We start from the raw sequence: 19,145 nt of genomic DNA, 5'->3' as shown, positions 1-19,145 counted from the left end.
GCCGTTCACTGTTTTCAACGGTAGTGAGTCCCCGTCAGTGAACGCAACCGTTCATCGACCGCTGCCGAACGCTCCGACACCCCCCAAGGGAGAGTCCCTGATGGTTACTTCGCGCTCCGCGGCCACCGCTCGGTCGCAGCGAGCGTCGTTGCGGCGCCGCGGTCCCGTACTGGAACGGGCCATTCTGGAAGCCGCGCTCGAACAGCTGAGCACGGTCGGCTGGAACGGTCTGACGATGGAGGGTGTCGCGTTCGGTGCGCAGACCGGCAAGGCCGCCGTGTACCGGCGCTGGCCGTCGAAGGAGGATCTGGTCGCCGACGCCCTTCAGGCCGGTCTGCCGACCCTCGGCGAGGCGCCGGACCTCGGAAGTGTCCGCGAGGACCTGTACGAACTGTGCCGACGGGTGCGGGCGGCGATGTACTCCAAGCCCGGCTCCGCCCTGCGGTCGGTGATTCACGAATGCGACGGTGAGATCGCCGAACGGCTCCACGGGCTGATCGTGACCGGGGTGATCGAACCGTCGACCCGCCTCTTCCGGGAGGTGGTGCAGCGGGGGATCGGGCGGGGGGATGTCCGTCCGGACGCCACCGGTGAGCTGCTCTTCGATGTCGTCCCGGCGTTGATGATGTACCGCTCGAAGATGTGCGCCAGCGAATGGACGGACTCCGAGATCGCCGCCATGATCGATCAGATCATGGTCCCGCTGCTGCGCCCCGGGCGCGGCTGAGCGGCGCGCGGTGGCCGGTTCGGACATCCGACGGGAATCCGGGTATCGCGGGCGGCATGGATCGGCGTAACCTGTCTGGCGCCATGCCGTACGAACCACCCACCCACAGCGTCGAGCGATCGCTCCGAGCCACCACCGGCGCCAAGATCATTGCCGGTGTCGACGAGGTCGGACGAGGGGCGTGGGCCGGTCCCGTCACGGTGTGCGCGGCCGTCACCGGGCTGCGCCGGCCCCCCGAGGGGCTCACCGACTCCAAGTTGATCACCCCCAAGCGCCGCACCGCCCTGGCGGCGGAGCTGGAGAAGTGGGTCACCGCCTACGCGCTCGGGCACGCCTCCCCGGAGGAGATAGACGACCTCGGCATGACCGCCGCGCTCCGGCTCGCCGCCGTCCGCGCCCTGGACGCGCTGCCCGTGCGTCCGGACGCGGTGATCCTCGACGGCAAGCACGACTATCTGGGCAGCCCCTGGAAGGTCCGTACGGTGATCAAGGGCGACCAGTCCTGTATCGCCGTGGCCGCAGCCTCGGTCATCGCCAAGGTCCGGCGCGACGCGATGATGGCCGAACTGGAGGCGGGCGCGGAGGAGTGCTCCGCCTACGGCTTCGGTGCCAACGCGGGCTACCCCTCGCCCGTCCACAAGGCGGCCCTCGAAGAGCGCGGCCCCACGCCGTACCACCGTCTGTCCTGGGCGTACCTCGACGCCATGCCCCGGTGGCAGCACCTCAAGAAATTCCGTATCTCCGCCGAGGCGGCCGCACTCGAAAGCGGGGGCCAACTCGGCTTCGACTTCTGAACTTCCGGCTCCTGAACCCCACGACTCTCCCGAGAGCCGCCTCAGCAGCCGGGGCGCACATCTGTGCCCACCCGCCGATGACTCGCGCACCGGCGTTTGATAGACATCCACTCATGCCTCTCATCCCCGAGGAGCCTCAGATTCACGAGAGTGCCCAGGGTCCCCGCGCCACCACGGCCGCCGGACACCCCGCGCCGACCCCCCGTCCCGTACCCGGCCCGCGCACCGCGGCCTCACCGCGTCCCGGCCGTCCCGGCCCCGGACCGGCCAGGCCCGGCCCGCCGGTGCAGCGCCCGCAACCCGTTGCCGCCCCCTCCCCGTCGCCCCGCCCGGAGAATCGTTCCGCGCAGCGGCCCGGCCCGCAGATCCAGGTGATTCCGGCCCAGGCCGACGGCGCTCTCGACGCCGCCGAGGAAGCGGTCGATCTTCTCCTGGAGACCGGCCGCGCACCGGGCGACATCCTCGTCCTCACCACCGGCGAGCAGCACCCCTGGGCGGCACACGAGCTGTCCTTCGGCGACGCCGCCTACTGGGCGCAGCAGGACGCCCGCGACGATGTCTTCTTCGCGGACGCCGCCGTCGTGGAGCGGGCCGCGTCCCGGCCCGTCGTGGTCGTGGCGGTCAACGGTGGCGCGGACGACGCCACCGCACGCTCCCTGCCCCTGGCGATGGGGCGCGCGACAGCGCTGCTCATCGTCTGCGGCGACCCACGTCGGGTCAACGCCGCGCTCGGCACCGGAGTCTGAGCCGGAACACGCGTCCACGGACCTGACCCGGCCGCCCTGCGGGGTGGCCGGGCCGTGGCACGCCGGAGGGCGCGCGTGGCTCAGCGGGCGGCCGTCCGCCGCAGTGGTTCGGCGGCTCCACTCGCCGTACGCGGCCGGAGCGTCTCCAGCTCGGACCCGACGTCTTCGAGCGCCGTCGGACGGGACTCGGAACCGGGCTGCCGGCCGCCCCTGCCCTCACCCAGCACCTGCCAGCCGCCCCGGGTCAGGGTGATGTACGCACCGCAGCGCAGACCGTGGAGCGTGCAGGCGTCCCGCAGCCCCCACATCCAGGCGCCGTCCTCCTCCGTCCAGCGCTCGTCACCGTCCCGGCAGTAGAGCAGGACGGCGGTCCGCACGGGAGACCTGCGCCGGAGGTCGTGCGGAACGACCCGGCGCAGATGCGCGAGGAGCGCGTTACGGAACTCCCAGCCGTCCGCCGGGACGGCGCGGCGCGTGAACGACGCGCTGGCGGCGAGCCGTTCCTCGTGGTCGAGGACGGCCACCACCGCGGTCGACGGCGTCGGCCGGTGCCGGGCGTGCAGTCCGCTGACCACCTCACGCGGATTACGGAGGAGCGGAATTCCGGCCGCCGCCCACTCGGCGGGTTCGAGCATCCGAGCGAGGCGGCTCGGGGACTCGGACGACGAGCTGATCGAGGTGGCTGCGGACGGAGCGAATCCGAAGGTCACGGTCCTCCCTTCGGATACGCGCCCGTTGGGCGGCAGGGGCGAGTGAGGGCGCGGCACAGCACAGTCCTTCCGGACCGCGTAGGGGCTGTGCGGGGCGGATTCCAATTCTTGCGGGCCCGTGCGCGGGCGGCAACGAGCAATTGAGAGCGCTGACTGGAATGAGCCGGTATGACACTCATATCCCTGCCCAGTCATCCGCTGTTCACTCCCCGTTTCACCCCTGGACGGCGAGTACCAGCGGGAACACCCCCTCCGCCCCCGCCCGTCGCAGCAGCCGCGCCGCCACCGCCAGCGTCCAGCCGCTGTCCGAGAGGTCGTCAACCAGCAGGACCGGCCCGGCCGTCGAGGCCAGCCGCTCGGCCAGCTCCGGCGGAACCATGAGCGCCTGATGGAGCCCGACGACCCGCTGAGCGCTGTTCGTTCGCGAGATCCGCAGATCCTCCGCCTCCGGCGCGTACGCGACCGAACCGAGCAGCGGCATCCGGCCGATCTCCGAGATCCGCTCCCCGAGCGAGCTCACGAGGTGCGGCCTGCTCCGCGAGGCGACCGTGACCACACCGACCGGCCGGGCCGGCGCGTCGGACGCTCCAGACGCCCAACCGCCCGGTCCCTTGGCCCAGTCGGCGAGCACCCGCACCACGGCCTGTACGACATCGTCCGGGACCGGGCCGTCCGGCGCATGCTCCGAGAGCATCGGACGCAGCCGGTTCCCCCACCCGATGTCCGAGAGCCGGCCCAGCGCCCGTCCGGGGAACGCCTGCTCACCCGCGGGAATGCGGCCCTTCAGGTCCACGCCGACCGCCGGGAGCCCCGTCGGCCACATCTTGCGCGGCTCGACGTCCACCCCCGGCCGACCCAGCTCGCCCTTGGCGGCGTCCAGCGCGGCCTCGGTCACCTTCGGATCGAACCGGGGTCCCGAGCAGTTGTCGCAGCGGCCGCACGGAGCCGCCTCCTCGTCGTCCAGCTGACGCCGCAGAAACTCCATCCGGCAGCTCGTCGTCGCCGCGTACTCGCGCATCGCCTGCTGCTCGGCCGACCGCTGACGGGCCACCCACGCGTACCGCTCGGCGTCGTAGACCCACGGCCGGCCGGTGCTGGTCCAGCCGCCCTTCACCCGCCGCACGGCACCGTCCACGTCCAACACCTTGAGCATCGTCTCCAGACGGGTCCGCCGCAGCTCCACCAACGGCTCCAGCGCGGGCAGCGACAGCGGGCGGTCCGCCCCCGCCAGCACGTCGAGCGTGCGACGCACCTGCTCCTCGGGCGGGAAGGCGACCGAGGCGAAGTACTGCCAGATCGCCTCGTCCTCCTTCCCCGGCAACAGCAGCACCTCCGCGTGCTCCACGCCGCGCCCCGCGCGACCCACCTGCTGGTAGTACGCGATGGGGGAGGACGGCGATCCGAGGTGCACCACGAAACCGAGGTCCGGCTTGTCGAAGCCCATACCCAGCGCGGAGGTCGCCACCAGCGCCTTGACCCGGTTGGCCTGGAGGTCCTCCTCCGCCTGCTGACGGTCGGCGTTCTCCGTACGACCCGTGTACGAGGAGACCGTGTGGCCGCACTGGCGGAGATAGGCCGTGACCTCCTCGGCGGCCGCGACCGTGAGGGTGTAGACGATCCCGGAGCCGGGAAGCTCGCCGAGGTGATCGGCCAGCCACGCCAGCCGGTGGGCCGCGTCGGGCAGCCGGACCACGCCGAGGCTGAGGCTCTCCCGGTCCAGCGGACCCCGCAGCACCAGCGCGTCCGTCCCCGCACCCGTCCCGAGCTGCTCGGCCACGTCCGCCGTCACTCGTGCGTTCGCCGTCGCCGTGGTGGCGAGCACCGGGACCCCGGCGGGCAGATCGGCCAGCATCGTGCGCAGACGGCGGTAGTCGGGGCGGAAGTCGTGCCCCCAGTCGGAGATGCAGTGCGCCTCGTCGACCACGAGCAGGCCCGTGGCGGCGGCGAGCCGGGGGAGCACCTCGTCGCGGAAGTCCGGATTGTTGAGCCGCTCGGGGCTGACGAGCAGCACGTCCACCTCGCCCGCGGCCACCTCCCGCTGAACCGTCTCCCACTCCTCGGCGTTCGACGAGTTGATCGTGCGGGCGCGGATACCGGCGCGGGCCGCCGCGTCGACCTGGTTGCGCATCAGAGCGAGCAGCGGGGAGACGATCACGGTCGGGCCGCCGCCGAGGGAGCGCAGCAGCGAGGTCGCGACGAAGTACACCGCCGACTTGCCCCAGCCGGTCCGCTGCACGACCAGCGCCCGCCGCTTCTCGGCGACGAGCGCCTCGATGGCACGCCACTGGTCCTCCCGCAGTCTGGCCGTACCCGTCGGATCGCCGACAAGACGGGCGAGTACGGCGTCGGCGGTGGCTCGGAGGGCCGCGCGGTCTTCGAGGCGGTCTGCGTTGGTCATGCCCCCATGCAACCCGATGGGTACGACAAACCGCGAACGAGCCGCGAGACCTGTGGACAACTCGGAGGGGACCGCCCCGTGAGTTATCCACAGGGGTTTCGCGGTCGGCGGTCGGCGCGGGACCGTCGTGACCATGAACACGAACCCACACGCATCCGACGGCCCCTCCGGAGCGCAGCAGATCACCCTGCGCAGCCCCGCCGAGCTTGCCGACGCCCTCCCGTTCATGCTCGGCTTCCACCCCACCGACTCGGTCGTCCTCGTCGGGCTCCACGGCGAGCGCGGACGGTTCGGCGGCCGGGTCAGGCTCGGCATCCCGAGCTCACCGGCCGAGTGGTCCTCGACGGCCGAGCACCTCGCGGAGTGCCTGGTCGACGGATGTACCCGCAACGGCGACCGCCCGGACGGCATCGTCGTCTTCCTCTGCCAGGATCCGGCGCCGGGAGAGACGGCCCGCCAGGTCAGCGAGCGGCTCAGCCCCTTCGCCCATCGGCTGCGTACCGCCTGCGGTGAGCTCGACATTCCGGTCTGCGAAGCCCTCTGCATCTCCGACGGCCTGTACTTCTCCTACTGCTGCCCCGACACCCGATGCTGTCCGCCCGACGGAACACCGCTCGCCCTGACCGGTACGTCGGTGATGGCGGCGGCCGCCGCCTACGCCGGAATCCAGGTGAGGGGAACCCTGCGGGACATGCAGGCACGGCTCAAGCCGCGTGAAGCGCCTGGTGACGCCCTTCGCGGCGACGGCCGGTCGCACGGCGACACGCCTTCCGGCACCGAGCCGCGGGGCGACGAGGAGCAGCGCAAGGCCCTGAACGCGGCGGCCGCGGAGATCACGCCCAAGCTCCTCGAAGACCGCTCGGGCCGAGGCAGGAAGGAGATCAGGAAGACCACGCTCGAACTGGCCCGCCGGCTCCTGCGCCGGTTCGGCGCACCGGCCGGGCCCGAAGCGGCGGACGCGACCTCCACCTCCTCCCAGGCAGGGGCGGACGACGGCCGGCCCGAACCGAAGCCCATGAGCCGGCCGTGGGCGGGGGGTACGGCGGAGCTCGACGCCGCCGACGACGCCCTGCTCACCCCGCGCGAAGCCGCCACACTGATCATCGGCCTCCAGGACCGGGAAACCAGGGACCAGGCCGCCGCATGGATGGAGGGCCGGGAAGGCGCCGCCGCCCTGCGCCTGTGGCGCGCTCTGGCCCGGCGCTGCGTCGCGCCCTACGGCGAGCACGCGGCCGCCCCGCTCACCCTCGCGGGCTGGACGGCCTGGTCCACCGGGGACGAGCCGTCCGCCCGTGTCGCTCTGGGCCTGGCGCTGGAGGCCGATCCCGAATACCTCTTCGCCCGGCTGCTGCACCAGGCGTGCAACGAGGGACTCGATCCCGAGTCGCTGCGCCGCTGCCTGCGCGCCGAACGCCGCGCCGAGGCCGAGCCCCCGCCGTCCGTCCCGGTGAACGGCAGGCCGCGCCCCCGAGTGCGCCGCCCCGGCGGCGCCCGACCGCGGGCCGCCAGGAAGGGACCACCGGCCGCGAGCGCCCGCCCCGGCCCGGTGCGGACCCGGCAGGCCCGGAGCGGCGCCGCCCCGCGCGGTGGGCGGCGCGGGACGAGGAGCCGGCGGTGACGCCCGTGACCACCTCGCCCGCAGCGGCGTTCAGCTCTGTGGCGGAGCCGTACGGCCCGTACCGCCGACGTTCCACCGGCTGTCCGGATCGCACAGAGAGCACAGCACACGACCCATGGCCCCCAGCCCCGCCCCGGCCACCGGACGCCCGCCCGGACTCACGTCCGCCGCCGGCCCCGCGCACCCGGGTACCCCACGACCGGGAGAGCTGCCGGCCGTGCACGACGCGCTCATCTGCGTCGCCCTGCCCGCCCTCGCCGTCTGCTCCCAGCACGGCCAGCTCACCGGCCACGGCCTCGACGGGGTCTATCTGGCCGGTCGACGGCTCCTCTCCCGCTGCGTCCTTCGGGTGGCGGGCCGCGAACCCGTCCCCCTCCAGGGCAGGTTGGCCGCCGCCGACCGGGCCGGATTCCTCGGTGTCCTGCGCACCCCCGGTGACACGGGGCCTGACCCCGGTGTCACCGTCGAGCGTTCGCGCGGCGCGGACGGCACCGAGCGGATCACCCTGCGCAGCTCCGCCGGACGACCGCTTCGACTCCCGGTGGAGATCGCTCTGGGGACGGATCTCGCGGATCTGGGAGCGGTGGCGGCCGGGCGCTGCGGACCCGAGCTCGCCGCGAGCGTTCACGGCACAGGATTGCGCTGGACGGCGGACGACGGGCGCTACGCCGCCGTCACGGCCGACCCGCCCCCGATGGACGCGCTGGCCGCGGCCGGTGTCCTCCGCTGGGACATCGAGTTGGCGGCCGGCGACGCCCGCACGATCGAGCTCCGCGTGCGCGGCGACCGGCCAGCCCGGCTCGCGGGCGCCCCAGGCCCGGGGCCTGGAGCCCGGATACAGGGCACCGGACGCTCCGGATGGCCAGGGGCAGGGGCGGCCGCCGGACGGCCGGAAGCCCCAAGGACGGCCGCGGGCCCGGCGGGCAGCCCCGCACCGGCCGTCGCGCGGCCGGGCGGGCAGGTCTTCGCCGACGCGCGGGCGGAAGGGGACGACCCGCGCGTGGGCGAGCTGCTGCGCACCGCCGTCGACGACCTCAGAGCGCTGCTGCAGCGCGATCCCGCCCAGCCCGCCGACGTCCACCTCGCGGCCGGAGTGCCCTGGCGCTGCGGACCCGTCAGCGTCGAGGCCCTCTGGGCCGCGCGCATGGCGCTGCCGCTCGGCACCCGACTGGCCGTCTCCACCCTGCGCGCCCTCGCCCGCACCCAACGCGGCGGGCAGGGGCCCGAAGCCGGAAAGATCCCCGGGCCCCTCCGGGACGCCGGTCCGCACCTGCCGCCCCGCTGTACCGGCATCGAGGCCACCCTCGCCTTCCCCGTCCTCCTCGCCGAGGCCAGACGCTGGGGCATGCCGGAGCAGGAGCTCGCCGAGCTGCTCCCCACCGCGGAACGGTGCCTGGGATGGCTGCGCGGCGCCGCGGACCCGAGCGGCTTCGTCCCGGACCCGGGCCCCGCCGGGCCGTGGCGGGCCGAGACCCAGGCCCACGCACACCGGGCGGCCGTCCTCGGCGCCGACCTCCTGGAGTCGTGCGGCCGTCCCGGCGCCGACATGTGGCGAGGGTGGGCGCACACCCTGCGCGGGCGTTTCCACGAGGAGTTCTGGTGGGACGACCTTTCGGGCGGCAGGCCCGCCGTGGCACGGGCGCCGGACGGCCGGCTGTGGAACCAGCTGGGCGGCTGGTCGGCGCACCTCCTGGACACCGGCCTCGCGGGCGGCGGCCGCCACGCCCCCGGCCTGCTGGACAAGGCGGAGACGGAACAGCTGGCCAGGCTGCTCGGCACACCCGCGCTGGACTCCGGCTGGGGCCTGCGTGGCCTCGGCGTCAAGGAACCGGGCCACAACCCCTTCGGGCACCGCGCCGGAGCCGTACGGGTGCACGAGACGGCCGTGGCCGTCGCCGGTCTCGCCGCGGCGGGATACGAGAAGGAGGCGGCGTCCCTGGTCCGCGGTCTTCTCGACGCGGCCGAGGCGTTCGGCTTCCGGTTGCCCGAGATGTACGCCGGGGGTCTGCGCACGGCCGGGGGCGCCCCGGTGCCGCACCCGGCGGCCTGCCGGCCCGCCGCGGTGGCGGCGGCGGCCGGGGTGCTGGTCCTGACCACTCTCGTCGGGATCAGACCGGACGCACCGGGCGGGACGGTCGCCCTGCAGCCGGTACGGACGGCCCCGCTGGGTGCCGTCCGGCTTTCGGGGCTCCTCGTCGCGGGTGAACCGTTCGCGGTACGGGTGAGCAGGCTCGGGCTCGGCATGGTGGAGGAGGCCGCCGAGGGCCTCCAGCTCGGAGGCTGAACGGATGCGGGTCGGGAACACGCCGAAAGCCCCGTGGGAGGGAGAAGAAGTCACCGTCGATGCGGCCGAGGGGCGTGTTTATCGTCAGGAAGACGACTATGATCGCGGCATGTCTCCCTACGACCCGTCGGCCTTTCCGCCCTTCGCCGTCACCGTCGATCTGGTCGTGCTCACGGTCCGGGGCCCTGCCCTGTGCGCCCTGGTCGTGCGACGGGGAGAACCGCCGTTCCAGGGCCGGTGGGCGCTGCCCGGCGGCTTCGTCCGGGCCGACGAGGACCTCTCCGCGGCCGCGGCGCGCGAACTGGTCGAGGAGACCGGGCTCTGCGCCCACGACCCCGCCGCTCCGCTGCCCGCGGCCGGTAACGGCGCCCATCTGGAACAGCTGGCGACCTATGGGGATCCCGAGCGAGACCCGCGGATGCGTGTGGTCAGCGTCGCCCATCTGGCGCTCGCCCCGGATCTGCCGGCGCCGCGCGCTGGTGGCGACGCCAACAGCGCCCGCTGGGCGCCCGTGGAGGAACTCCTCCGCCCGGACGCCGAGCGCGAGGACGAGCAGTCCGGCCCGCTCGCCTTCGACCACGCCAGAATCCTGGCCGACGGCGTGGAGCGCGCTCGGTCCAAGATCGAGTACTCCTCGCTGGCCACCGCTTTCTGCCCGCCCGAGTTCACGGTGGGCGAGCTCAGGAGGGTGTACGAGGCGGTGTGGGGCGTCGCTCTGGACCCGCGCAACTTCCACCGGAAGGTGACCGGCACCCCCGGCTTCCTGGTCCCCGCCGGTGGCACGACCACCCGTCAGGGCGGCCGCCCGGCGCAGCTGTTCAGGGCAGGCGGGGCGACGCTGCTCAATCCACCCATGCTGCGCCCCGAGGTCTGAACCGGCCCGACCTCCGTCGCCCAGGGGGCGGCCCGGGGCGACCCGAGGCCCCAACCCTGCGCCGAAAGTCTGAAATGTAGCGTTATCTTGCTTCGATAGCCGCCCTGCCGCGGAGCGGTGTCACCTACCGCGAGAGAAGCGATGCTCCAGGCCATCGGACTCACCAGCAGCCCCCGCCGCGACCTTTCGCCCGCCGTGGACGATCTCACCTTCGACGCCAGGCCGGGTGGTGTGACCGCCCTGCTCGGCCCTGCCGGATCCGGAAAGACCACCGCCCTGCGGCTGATGCTCGAACTCGAGCCCGGTCGCGGCGTGACGTACTTCCGGGGCCGGCCCCTGCACCGCATCGCCCATCCCCCCGGCGAGGTCGGTGTCCTGCTCGGCGACGTCGCCGGACATCCCTCGCGCACCCTGCGCAGTCAGCTCCGGATGGTCTGCGCGGCCGTCGGCGTCCCGGGCGGCAGGGCGGACGAGATGTTCGACCTCGTCGGCCTCACCGGCCTCCAGGACCAGCGCGTCGGCACGCTCTCGCGGGGCATGGACCGCCGACTGGGGCTCGCCTGTGCTCTGTTGGGGGATCCGCACACCCTGCTGCTCGACGAGCCCGTGGCCGGTCTCTCGGCGCGCGAGGGTGCCTGGCTGCACGAACTGCTGCGCGCCCACGCGGAGGCCGGCGGAACCGTTCTGTTCACGACGGCGGATCCCAAGGAGGCGGCCCGCCACGCCGACCGGGTCGTCACCGTGAAGTCCGGCCGCCTCGTCGCCGATCAGGACGCGACGGAATTCGCCCGCACCCGGCTCCGGCCCCGTGTGGCCGTACGTACCCCGCACGCCGCACGGCTCGCCGCCGCCGTCACGCAGGAGGCCCGTGCCGCCCGCCGCTCCGTCGAAGTGGTCACCGAGAACGGCAACCGACTCTCCGTCTACGGAAGCGACTGCGCCGCGATCGGCGAGACCGCCTTCCGTCACGGTGTGCTGATCCATCGACTCGCCGACGAGGTGGGCGACACGGACTGCGTCGGCTCCTCCGCATCCGCTCCTCCCGCCACCGGCCCCGCCGCCCCCCGGGCCGGTGCGGAGGCCCGGGCGAAGGTCGACGGAGGCGGAAGCGGCCAGGAGTCCGAGCCCCTGGCGCCCCGTCGCCCGGCCCGCGCGCCGCTGCGCCCCCTGCGGTACGAGATCCGCCGCCTTCTCGGCGTACCGAGCACTCCGCTCGTCGTGGCCGCGACCCTCGTCGCCTCCGTCCTCATCTCGGTGCTGCTCGCCCGCAGCGGCCGCACCCCTGTGGCCACGGTGCTCGCCGGCTGGCCGGGGCTGTCACCGCTGCCTCCGGCCGCGCTCGGGGCGGGGCTGCTCGGGGCCTTCTCCTTCGGGGACGAGTACCGCTACCCCGCCCTCACCACCGGCCGCGGCGCCGTGCCGCGGCGTCTCGGACTGCTGCTCGCCAAGCTCACCGTCGCGGCCGCCGTCGCCGTGTTCCTCGCCGTCGCCGTCGTGGTGGCCGATCTGGAGGCCGTCCGCCTCGTCTACGGCGGTGACTTGATCCCCGTGCCGGAGAACTGGCCGAGCCTGTGCGCCAGTTGGCTGGGGCTGATCGTCGGCTGCGCCTGGGCGGGGGTGCTCGGGGCCGGGGTGTTCCGGGTCGCCGCGGCCGGAGTGGCCGCGGTGCTCGCCGTGCCGATCGCGCTCGTCCCCGTGCTGCACCTGGTGCTCGCCGGCCCGTCGGGCCGCTCGATCGCCGGACTCCCCGCCCGCCTCCGGCGATCGGTCAGCCTGGAGTGGCCGGTCGAGGCCGACCGCTGGCTGATGGGCATGGTTCGGGTGCTCGCCCAGCCCGTGGGGGTGGCGCTGTCGCTTGCGTTGACCGGCCTGCTCTGCGCCTATCTGTTCACCGGGTTTCGCCGAAAGGCGCGTTGGTGATCAGTTGTGGACCGACATCGTGCGGTTCACCGATAACTTCCTTAAAAATGCCGGGGTATGTCCGATTAATCGTCAATTGTGTAGGGGGTGACGATCACCCTTTCGTGTGCTTTTCACCAAAGACCTCAAGGGTCCACGGAGCCACGCCGACAAAGGATGCGTGAGTACCCTTGCGCACACCATGATGACCGCCGCCCGCTCCGTCGACTCCGGCCTCGGCGCCCCGGGCGACCTCGACCGTTACCCGTACGCGGAGGCGCCCGTCGCCGATCGCGTCGGCCCGCCCTCCTGGGAAGGGGTGGAGACGGACCTCGGCCGGGTCGGCCGCCGCAGCGCGGGCAGCCGCGGCCGCGGACTGCACGGCCAACTCGTCCAGCAGCTGGGACAGATGATCGTCTCCGGCGACCTCGGCGCCGACCGGCCACTCGTCCCGGAGGAGATCGGGCAGCGCTTCGAGGTCTCCCGCACCGTCGTGCGCGAGTCGCTGCGCGTGCTGGAGGCGAAGGGCCTGGTCAGCGCCCGCCCCAACGTCGGCACCAGGGTCCGCCCGGTCAGCGACTGGAACCTGCTGGACCCCGACATCATCGAGTGGCGCGCCTTCGGCCCCCAGCGTGACGACCAGCGCCGCGAGCTGAACGAGCTGCGCTGGACCATCGAGCCACTGGCCGCCCGGCTCGCCGCCGGGCACGGCCGGGAGGACGTGCAGCAGCGGCTCGCCGACATGGTCGAGATCATGAGCCACGCCTACGCCCAGGGCGACGGGATCACCTTCTCCCGGGCCGACACCGAGTTCCACTCCCTGCTCATCCAGCTCGCGGGCAACCGCATGCTGGAGCACCTCTCCGGCATCGTCGGCGCGGCGCTCCAGGTCTCCGGCGGACCTGTCACCGCCTGTGACCGGCCCGGTGAGAGCTGCCTCGCGCACCACGCCCGGATCGTCGACGCCGTCGGCGCCGGTGACGCCCACGGCGCCGAGACGGCCATGCGGCAGCTGCTCACCGTCCACCCCGAGATGGAGCGCGTGGTGCCGGCTCCGCGCGAGCACTGACGCGCGGACGTGGCCGGAAGTGCGGAGCCGTACACATCGCGTGTCGCCGGACCCCGCGCGGAACCCGGGGATCATGGCGGATCCCCGGGGCCGCGGCGGTGTCGGCGGCACGAATGGGCTACTAACCACCGTTCTGGCCGATTCGTCACACATGGGGTGTGACTCGGGCCACGCGGATTGGGCGTAACACTCCTCGGAGCCGTGCGATGACCTAAGAGGTGACAGCCGAGGAAGGAATACAGCCGCCGCGTGAGGCGCTGTGCAGTTCCCCGGTCCAGCCCGCGCCGTCGGCACATTCCCCGTCGACGGTCGTCGGCTCCGACCCGATCATGGGCGGGGCCGGAAGCCGTTTCCATCGTTCCGAGAGGTTGTTCGTGTCGGCCAGCACATCCCGTACGCTCCCGCCGGAGATCGCCGAGTCCGAGTCTGTGATGGCGCTCATCGAGCGGGGAAAGGCTGATGGGCAGATCGCCGGCGATGACGTGCGTCGGGCCTTCGAGGCTGACCAGATTCCGCCAACCCAGTGGAAGAATGTTCTGCGCAGCCTCAACCAGATCCTCGAGGAAGAGGGTGTGACGCTGATGGTCAGTGCAGCGGAGTCGCCGAAGCGCGCCCGCAAGAGCGTCGCAGCGAAGAGCCCGGCCAAGCGCACCGCCACCAAGACCGTCACCGCCAAGACGACCGTGACGAAGCCCGCCACGGCCGCCGCGGCGGCCCCGGCGGCAGAGAGCGCGGACCCGGCCGACGAGGCCGGAACGCCGGCCAAGAAGGCGGCCGCGAAGAAGACCGCCGTGAAGAAGACGGCGGCCAAGAAGACCGTCGCCAAGAAGACGGCGGCCAAGAAGACCACCGCCAAGAAGGACGCCGACGAGGTCATCGAGGGCGAGGAGCTCCTCGAGGACGTCGCACCCGGCAAGGGTGAGGACGAAGAGGCCGAGGGCGAGAACAAGGGCTTCGTCCTGTCCGACGAGGACGAGGACGACGCTCCGGCGCAGCAGGTCGCCGTCGCGGGTGCCACCGCCGACCCGGTCAAGGACTACCTCAAGCAGATCGGCAAGGTCCCGCTGCTCAACGCCGAGCAGGAGGTCGAGCTCGCCAAGCGCATCGAGGCAGGTCTGTTCGCCGAGGACAAGCTGGCCAACTCCGACAAGCTGGCGCCCAAGCTCAAGCGCGAGCTGGAGATCATCGCCGAGGACGGCCGCCGCGCCAAGAACCACCTCCTGGAGGCCAACCTCCGCCTGGTGGTCTCGCTGGCCAAGCGGTACACCGGCCGCGGCATGCTCTTCCTGGACCTGATCCAGGAAGGCAACCTGGGCCTGATCCGCGCCGTCGAGAAGTTCGACTACACCAAGGGCTACAAGTTCTCCACGTACGCCACCTGGTGGATCCGGCAGGCGATCACCCGCGCCATGGCCGACCAGGCCCGCACCATCCGTATCCCGGTGCACATGGTCGAGGTCATCAACAAGCTCGCGCGTGTGCAGCGCCAGATGCTCCAGGACCTGGGCCGCGAGCCCACCCCGGAGGAGCTGGCCAAGGAGCTCGACATGACCCCGGAGAAGGTCATCGAGGTCCAGAAGTACGGCCGTGAGCCGATCTCCCTCCACACCCCGCTGGGTGAGGACGGCGACAGCGAGTTCGGCGACCTGATCGAGGACTCCGAGGCGGTCGTCCCGGCCGACGCGGTCAGCTTCACGCTCCTCCAGGAGCAGTTGCACTCCGTCCTCGACACGCTCTCCGAGCGTGAGGCCGGTGTGGTCTCCATGCGCTTCGGTCTCACCGACGGCCAGCCGAAGACGCTGGACGAGATCGGCAAGGTCTACGGCGTGACGCGTGAGCGGATCCGCCAGATCGAGTCCAAGACGATGTCGAAGCTGCGCCACCCGTCGCGTTCGCAGGTCCTGCGCGACTACCTCGACTAGTCGGCGCCTGCCGTCATCGCCTCGCACGCGCGAGGCGTGGCGGCGTGCCGCCGAGCGTACGAAGGGTCCGGTTCCCGAGAAGGGGCCGGGCCCTTCGGCGCGTTCGAGGGTGCGAGGGCGGCACGGGTGCACGACTCTGGGTGAACGGACATCACCGGAGAGTCAGGAGGCTCTATGCGTCGCCCCATCGCCCTCGCAGCGGCCGCTGCCCTGGGCCTGTTCCCGGCCGGGGCAGGGCCGCTCGCCCTCGCCACGCCGGCGGCGGCCGACAGCGTCGTCGTCGGCGGGCAACCCGTACGGATCGCGGACGCGCCATGGGTCGTGGCGCTCTCCAGCCGTGACCGGTTCGGGGGTACGCGCGCGGGACAGTTCTGCGGGGGAGTCGTGGTGGGTCCCACGAAGGTGCTCACGGCGGCCCACTGCGTCGGCAGGGACCTCCTGGGCGCCGAGCCGGAGGAGATCGGCGACCTCAAGGTGATCGCCGGCCGCAGCGCGCTGCGAGGCCGGGGCGGACAGGAGATCCGGATCTCCCGGACCTGGGTCGACCCCGGCTACAACCCCTCGACCAACGCCGGTGACCTCGCCGTGCTGACACTGGCGACCGCGCTGCCGGCGTCGTACGTGATCGCGACGGCCCGCCCGGGCGACAGGGCCGAGGCCCCGGGGACACCGGCGGAGGTGTACGGCTGGGGCGACGTCAGCGGCAACGGCACCTATGCCTCCGCCCTGCGCTCGGCGCCCGTCGAGGTGCTGCCGGACGAGGCCTGCGAGCGGGCCTATCCCCGCGGGGCGTCCGGCGCCGCCTACCGAGCGGATCTCATGCTCTGCGCGGGCGATCCGCGCGGCGGGAAGGATGCCTGCCAGGGCGACAGCGGTGGACCGCTCGTCGCCGACGGGCGGCTCATCGGCCTGGTGTCGTGGGGCAGCGGCTGCGCGCAGGCGGATTACCCCGGTGTGTACACCCGGGTCTCGGCGGTGCTGCCCAACCGCTTCTGAGCGGCCGTGTCGATCCGTACGGGAACGGTCGCCGAGCGTGCCCGTACGGTCGACGGGCGCCGAGCGTCCCGTTGCGGCCCCGGGGGCCCGAGCCTGAGGCCGGCGGCAGATGAGAACGGGCGGCCACCCCCCTTGTTCGCGGGGGTGGCCGCCCGTCGTCCGGTCAGCGACCGGCCCTTGGCTCGTCGGGGATGCGAGGTGTCAGTGGTCCTCGTCTACTGCCTTGGCCGGCACGTCGGTGAGCCGGTCCGTCTCATCCTGTATTTCCGCGGCGATCTTCTTGAGTTCCGGCTCGAACTTACGCCCGTGGTGCGCGCAGAAGAGCAAGTCACCGCCGCTGACCAGGACGACACGCAGGTACGCCTGGGCGCCACAGCGGTCGCAGCGGTCAGCGGCCGTCAGGGGGCTCGCGGGGGTCAGAACAGTAGTCACGTCGCCTCTTCTCTAGCTCGACGAGCTGTCGTACCAGGGTCAACATCCAACCAGGCCGAAAACGTTCCCGCTCGTGCCTTTTCCTTGAAACTTTTTCCCAAGGTGGCTGTCTGCTGCCGGTTGGCGGCGAATGAGCCGTATTGCGTCGCTCTACGGATTTCGCGTTGCTTGGGTCGGTTCGTCCTCCCGGCTGGCTTGCCGGTTGTTCATGAGGACGTGCCCGGAGCCTAAATGGTTCATGCCTGGAAGGGAACGTGATGTTCACGTCACCCCATCGAGGGATCGAACACCCATGCGACTCTGGACTAGCATGAGGAATCCGGAGGGTGGCGTGACAACCGCTCTACCAGGCATCGGTACCCTCTGACCGGTGACCGAAGCCGGGCCTTACCCCACCGGGCCAGTTTTCAAATTCAGCGAGGAGCGAACCGCGTGACCGCCGAAACGTCCGTGCCGTCCAGTGCGCTGCTGACCGCAGACCGTGACGGTTCCAACTACACCGCGCGGCACCTGCTCGTACTCGAAGGGCTCGAAGCGGTTCGCAAGCGCCCCGGTATGTACATCGGGTCCACCGACAGCCGCGGCCTGATGCACTGCCTCTGGGAGATCATCGACAACTCCGTCGACGAGGCCCTCGGCGGATACTGCGACCACATCGACGTCGTCCTCCACGACGACGGCTCCGTCGAGGTGCGCGACAACGGCCGGGGCATCCCGGTCGACGTCGAGCCCAAGACCGGACTGTCCGGTGTCGAGGTCGTCATGACCAAGCTCCACGCCGGCGGAAAGTTCGGCGGTGGCTCGTACGCGGCCTCCGGCGGTCTCCACGGCGTCGGCGCGTCCGTGGTGAACGCCCTGTCGGCCCGGCTCGACGTCGAGGTCGACCGGAACGGCGCCACGCACTCGATCAGCTTCCGCCGGGGCGTCCCCGGGATCTTCACCGAGCAGGGGCCCGACAGCCCCTTCGACCCGGCCAACGGACTGCTCAAGGGCAAGCGTGTGCCCAAGACCCGCACCGGCACGCGGGTGCGGTACTGGGCCGACCGCCAGATCTTCCTCAAGGACGCCAAGCTCTCCCTGGACCACCTCCACCAGCGCGCCCGCCAGACGGCCTTCCTCGTACCCGGTCTGACCATCGTCGTCCGCGACGAGCGGGACCTGGAGGGGATCGGCAAGAGCGAGGAGACCTTCCGCTTCGACGGCGGCATCAGCGAGTTCTGCGAGTTCCTCGCCCAGGACAAGGCCGTCTGCGACGTGCAGCGGCTGAGCGGCCAGGGCACCTTCAAGGAGACCGTCCCGGTCCTGGACGACCTCGGGCACATGACCCCCACCGAGGTCACCCGAGAGCTGGGCGTCGACGTGGCCCTGCGCTGGGGCACCGGCTACGACACCACGGTCAGGTCCTTCGTCAACATCATCGCCACTCCCAAGGGCGGCACCCACGTCGCCGGCTTCGAGCAGGCCATCACCAAGACGGTCAACGAGGTGCTGCGCTCCACCAAGATGCTGCGCGTCGCCGAGGACGACATCGTCAAGGACGACGCCCTGGAGGGGCTCACGGCCGTCGTCACGGTCCGCCTCGCGGAGCCGCAGTTCGAGGGCCAGACCAAGGAGGTGCTCGGCACCTCCGCAGCCCGCCGGATCGTCGCCAACGTGGTCGCGAAGGAGCTGAAGGCCTTCCTGACGTCCACCAAGCGCGACGCCAAGGCCCAGGCCCGGGCGGTCCTGGAGAAGGCCGTGGCGGCCGCCAGGACCCGTATCGCGGCCCGCCAGCACAAGGAGGCGCAGCGCAGGAAGACCGCGCTGGAGACCTCCTCGCTGCCGGCCAAGCTCGCCGACTGCCGCAGCGACGACGTCGAGCGCAGCGAGCTCTTCATCGTCGAGGGCGACTCCGCGCTCGGCACCGCCAAGCTCGCCCGCAACAGCGAGTTCCAGGCACTGCTGCCGATCCGCGGCAAGATCCTCAACGTTCAGAAGTCCTCCGTCTCGGACATGCTCAAGAACGCCGAGTGCGGCGCGATCATCCAGGTCATAGGAGCCGGCTCGGGCCGCACCTTCGACATCGACGCGGCCCGCTACGGCAAGATCGTGCTCCTCGTCGACGCCGACGTCGACGGCGCGCACATCCGGTGCCTGCTGCTGACGCTCTTCCAGCGCTACATGCGGCCGATGGTCGAGGCCGGACGCGTCTTCGCCGCCGTGCCGCCGCTGCACCGCATCGAACTGGTCCAGCCCAAGAAGGGCCAGGACAAGTACGTCTACACGTACTCGGACAACGAGCTGCGCGAGACCCTGCTGGAGTACCAGCGCAAGGGCATCCGCTACAAGGACGCCATCCAGCGCTACAAGGGCCTCGGCGAGATGGACGCCGACCAGCTGGCGGAGACCACGATGGACCCCCGCCACCGCACCCTGCGCCGGATCAACATCGGCGACCTGGACTCCTCCGAGCAGGTCTTCGACCTGCTCATGGGCAACGACGTGGCTCCCCGCAAGGAGTTCATCACCAGCTCGGCGGCGACCCTGGACCGCTCGCGCATCGACGCCTGACCTGCCGCTCCCGGGCCGCCTTCCTCGCACGAGGGTGGCGGCCCGGGCGGCTGCTCCGGCAGTCCGACCGGTGATTCCATCACCTGATGGGGTGAAGTGGGGGAGGAGAAGAGTCCTGGATCTTCC

14 protein-coding genes are annotated in these 19,145 nt (G+C 72.1%); 11 read left to right on the top strand and 3 right to left on the bottom strand.

Annotated features, from left to right (window positions below; all coding sequences use genetic code 11):
• The first annotated feature begins 100 nt into the window (after positions 1–100).
• The 3 genes from ACIRB4_RS27775 to ACIRB4_RS27765 all read left to right on the top strand — a co-directional run bounded on the left by ACIRB4_RS27775 (position 101) and on the right by ACIRB4_RS27765 (position 2,267).
• A complete protein-coding gene (locus tag ACIRB4_RS27775) occupies positions 101–727 on the top strand; it encodes a TetR/AcrR family transcriptional regulator (protein WP_403294935.1) in 627 nt (208 codons plus the stop codon).
• Positions 728–810: 83 nt separating this feature from the next.
• Positions 811–1,521 carry a ribonuclease HII gene (locus tag ACIRB4_RS27770; RefSeq protein WP_403294934.1) on the top strand — a complete coding sequence of 237 codons (711 nt, stop codon included), beginning with the start codon at positions 811–813 and terminating at the stop codon, positions 1,519–1,521.
• A 113-nt stretch (positions 1,522–1,634) separates the two neighbouring features.
• Positions 1,635–2,267 carry a hypothetical protein gene (locus ACIRB4_RS27765; RefSeq protein WP_403294933.1) on the top strand — a complete coding sequence of 211 codons (633 nt, stop codon included), beginning with the start codon at positions 1,635–1,637 and terminating at the stop codon, positions 2,265–2,267.
• Between the two features lie 80 nt (positions 2,268–2,347).
• On the opposite strand, the gene ACIRB4_RS27760 is transcribed toward ACIRB4_RS27765, so the two are convergent.
• Together ACIRB4_RS27760 and ACIRB4_RS27755 are read right to left on the bottom strand one after the other, a co-directional pair.
• Complete coding sequence (locus tag ACIRB4_RS27760) at positions 2,348–2,977, bottom strand: hypothetical protein (protein ID WP_403294932.1); 630 nt, start codon at positions 2,975–2,977, stop codon at positions 2,348–2,350.
• Positions 2,978–3,191: 214 nt separating this feature from the next.
• Entirely contained in the window at positions 3,192–5,375 is a 2,184-nt protein-coding gene (locus ACIRB4_RS27755; RefSeq protein WP_403294931.1) for a RecQ family ATP-dependent DNA helicase, read from the bottom strand.
• 133 nt (positions 5,376–5,508) lie between these two features.
• Between ACIRB4_RS27755 and ACIRB4_RS27750 the strand changes: the two genes are divergently transcribed.
• The 7 genes from ACIRB4_RS27750 (at position 5,509) to ACIRB4_RS27720 (ending at position 16,037) form a co-directional block, all read left to right on the top strand.
• Positions 5,509–6,993, top strand: coding sequence for a DUF4192 domain-containing protein (locus ACIRB4_RS27750; RefSeq protein WP_403294930.1), 1,485 nt, complete (start codon positions 5,509–5,511; stop codon positions 6,991–6,993).
• A 115-nt stretch (positions 6,994–7,108) separates the two neighbouring features.
• Entirely contained in the window at positions 7,109–9,277 is a 2,169-nt protein-coding gene (locus tag ACIRB4_RS27745; protein ID WP_403294929.1) for a glycogen debranching N-terminal domain-containing protein, read from the top strand.
• A 109-nt stretch (positions 9,278–9,386) separates the two neighbouring features.
• Positions 9,387–10,151 carry an NUDIX domain-containing protein gene (locus ACIRB4_RS27740; protein ID WP_403294928.1) on the top strand — a complete coding sequence of 255 codons (765 nt, stop codon included), beginning with the start codon at positions 9,387–9,389 and terminating at the stop codon, positions 10,149–10,151.
• Between the two features lie 141 nt (positions 10,152–10,292).
• Positions 10,293–12,071 carry an ATP-binding cassette domain-containing protein gene (locus ACIRB4_RS27735; RefSeq protein ID WP_403294927.1) on the top strand — a complete coding sequence of 593 codons (1,779 nt, stop codon included), beginning with the start codon at positions 10,293–10,295 and terminating at the stop codon, positions 12,069–12,071.
• Between the two features lie 160 nt (positions 12,072–12,231).
• On the top strand, positions 12,232–13,119 hold the full coding sequence (locus tag ACIRB4_RS27730) for a FadR/GntR family transcriptional regulator (RefSeq protein ID WP_403294926.1): 888 nt from the start codon (positions 12,232–12,234) through the stop codon (positions 13,117–13,119).
• 374 nt (positions 13,120–13,493) lie between these two features.
• A complete protein-coding gene (locus tag ACIRB4_RS27725) occupies positions 13,494–15,041 on the top strand; it encodes an RNA polymerase sigma factor (RefSeq protein WP_403294925.1) in 1,548 nt (515 codons plus the stop codon).
• Positions 15,042–15,215: 174 nt separating this feature from the next.
• Positions 15,216–16,037, top strand: coding sequence for a serine protease (locus tag ACIRB4_RS27720; RefSeq protein ID WP_403294924.1), 822 nt, complete (start codon positions 15,216–15,218; stop codon positions 16,035–16,037).
• A 201-nt stretch (positions 16,038–16,238) separates the two neighbouring features.
• Here ACIRB4_RS27720 and ACIRB4_RS27715 read toward each other — a convergent pair whose 3' ends face one another.
• Positions 16,239–16,469 (bottom strand): hypothetical protein, encoded by a 231-nt coding sequence (locus ACIRB4_RS27715; RefSeq protein WP_403294923.1) that lies wholly within the window; start codon positions 16,467–16,469, stop codon positions 16,239–16,241.
• A 432-nt stretch (positions 16,470–16,901) separates the two neighbouring features.
• On the opposite strand from ACIRB4_RS27715, the gene ACIRB4_RS27710 reads away from it, so the two are divergent.
• Complete coding sequence (locus ACIRB4_RS27710; protein WP_403294922.1) at positions 16,902–19,019, top strand: type IIA DNA topoisomerase subunit B; 2,118 nt, start codon at positions 16,902–16,904, stop codon at positions 19,017–19,019.
• Positions 19,020–19,145 lie beyond the last annotated feature (126 nt).

The organism is Streptomyces sp. NPDC093600, from assembly GCF_044764755.1.
In the GTDB taxonomy this organism is placed as follows: Bacteria; Actinomycetota; Actinomycetes; order Streptomycetales; family Streptomycetaceae; genus Streptomyces.
This window is presented reverse-complemented; position numbering and strand designations above follow the sequence as displayed.

Coding starts and splice junctions, on each gene's coding strand:
- ACIRB4_RS27720 (WP_403294924.1), top strand. CDS start 15,216: ATGCGTCGCCCCATCGCCCTCGCAGCGGCCGCTGCCCTGGGCCTGTTC.
- ACIRB4_RS27770 (WP_403294934.1), top strand. CDS start 811: ATGCCGTACGAACCACCCACCCACAGCGTCGAGCGATCGCTCCGAGCC.
- ACIRB4_RS27735 (WP_403294927.1), top strand. CDS start 10,293: ATGCTCCAGGCCATCGGACTCACCAGCAGCCCCCGCCGCGACCTTTCG.
- ACIRB4_RS27745 (WP_403294929.1), top strand. CDS start 7,109: ATGGCCCCCAGCCCCGCCCCGGCCACCGGACGCCCGCCCGGACTCACG.
- ACIRB4_RS27765 (WP_403294933.1), top strand. CDS start 1,635: ATGCCTCTCATCCCCGAGGAGCCTCAGATTCACGAGAGTGCCCAGGGT.
- ACIRB4_RS27740 (WP_403294928.1), top strand. CDS start 9,387: ATGTCTCCCTACGACCCGTCGGCCTTTCCGCCCTTCGCCGTCACCGTC.
- ACIRB4_RS27755 (WP_403294931.1), bottom strand. CDS start 5,375: ATGACCAACGCAGACCGCCTCGAAGACCGCGCGGCCCTCCGAGCCACC.
- ACIRB4_RS27750 (WP_403294930.1), top strand. CDS start 5,509: ATGAACACGAACCCACACGCATCCGACGGCCCCTCCGGAGCGCAGCAG.
- ACIRB4_RS27775 (WP_403294935.1), top strand. CDS start 101: ATGGTTACTTCGCGCTCCGCGGCCACCGCTCGGTCGCAGCGAGCGTCG.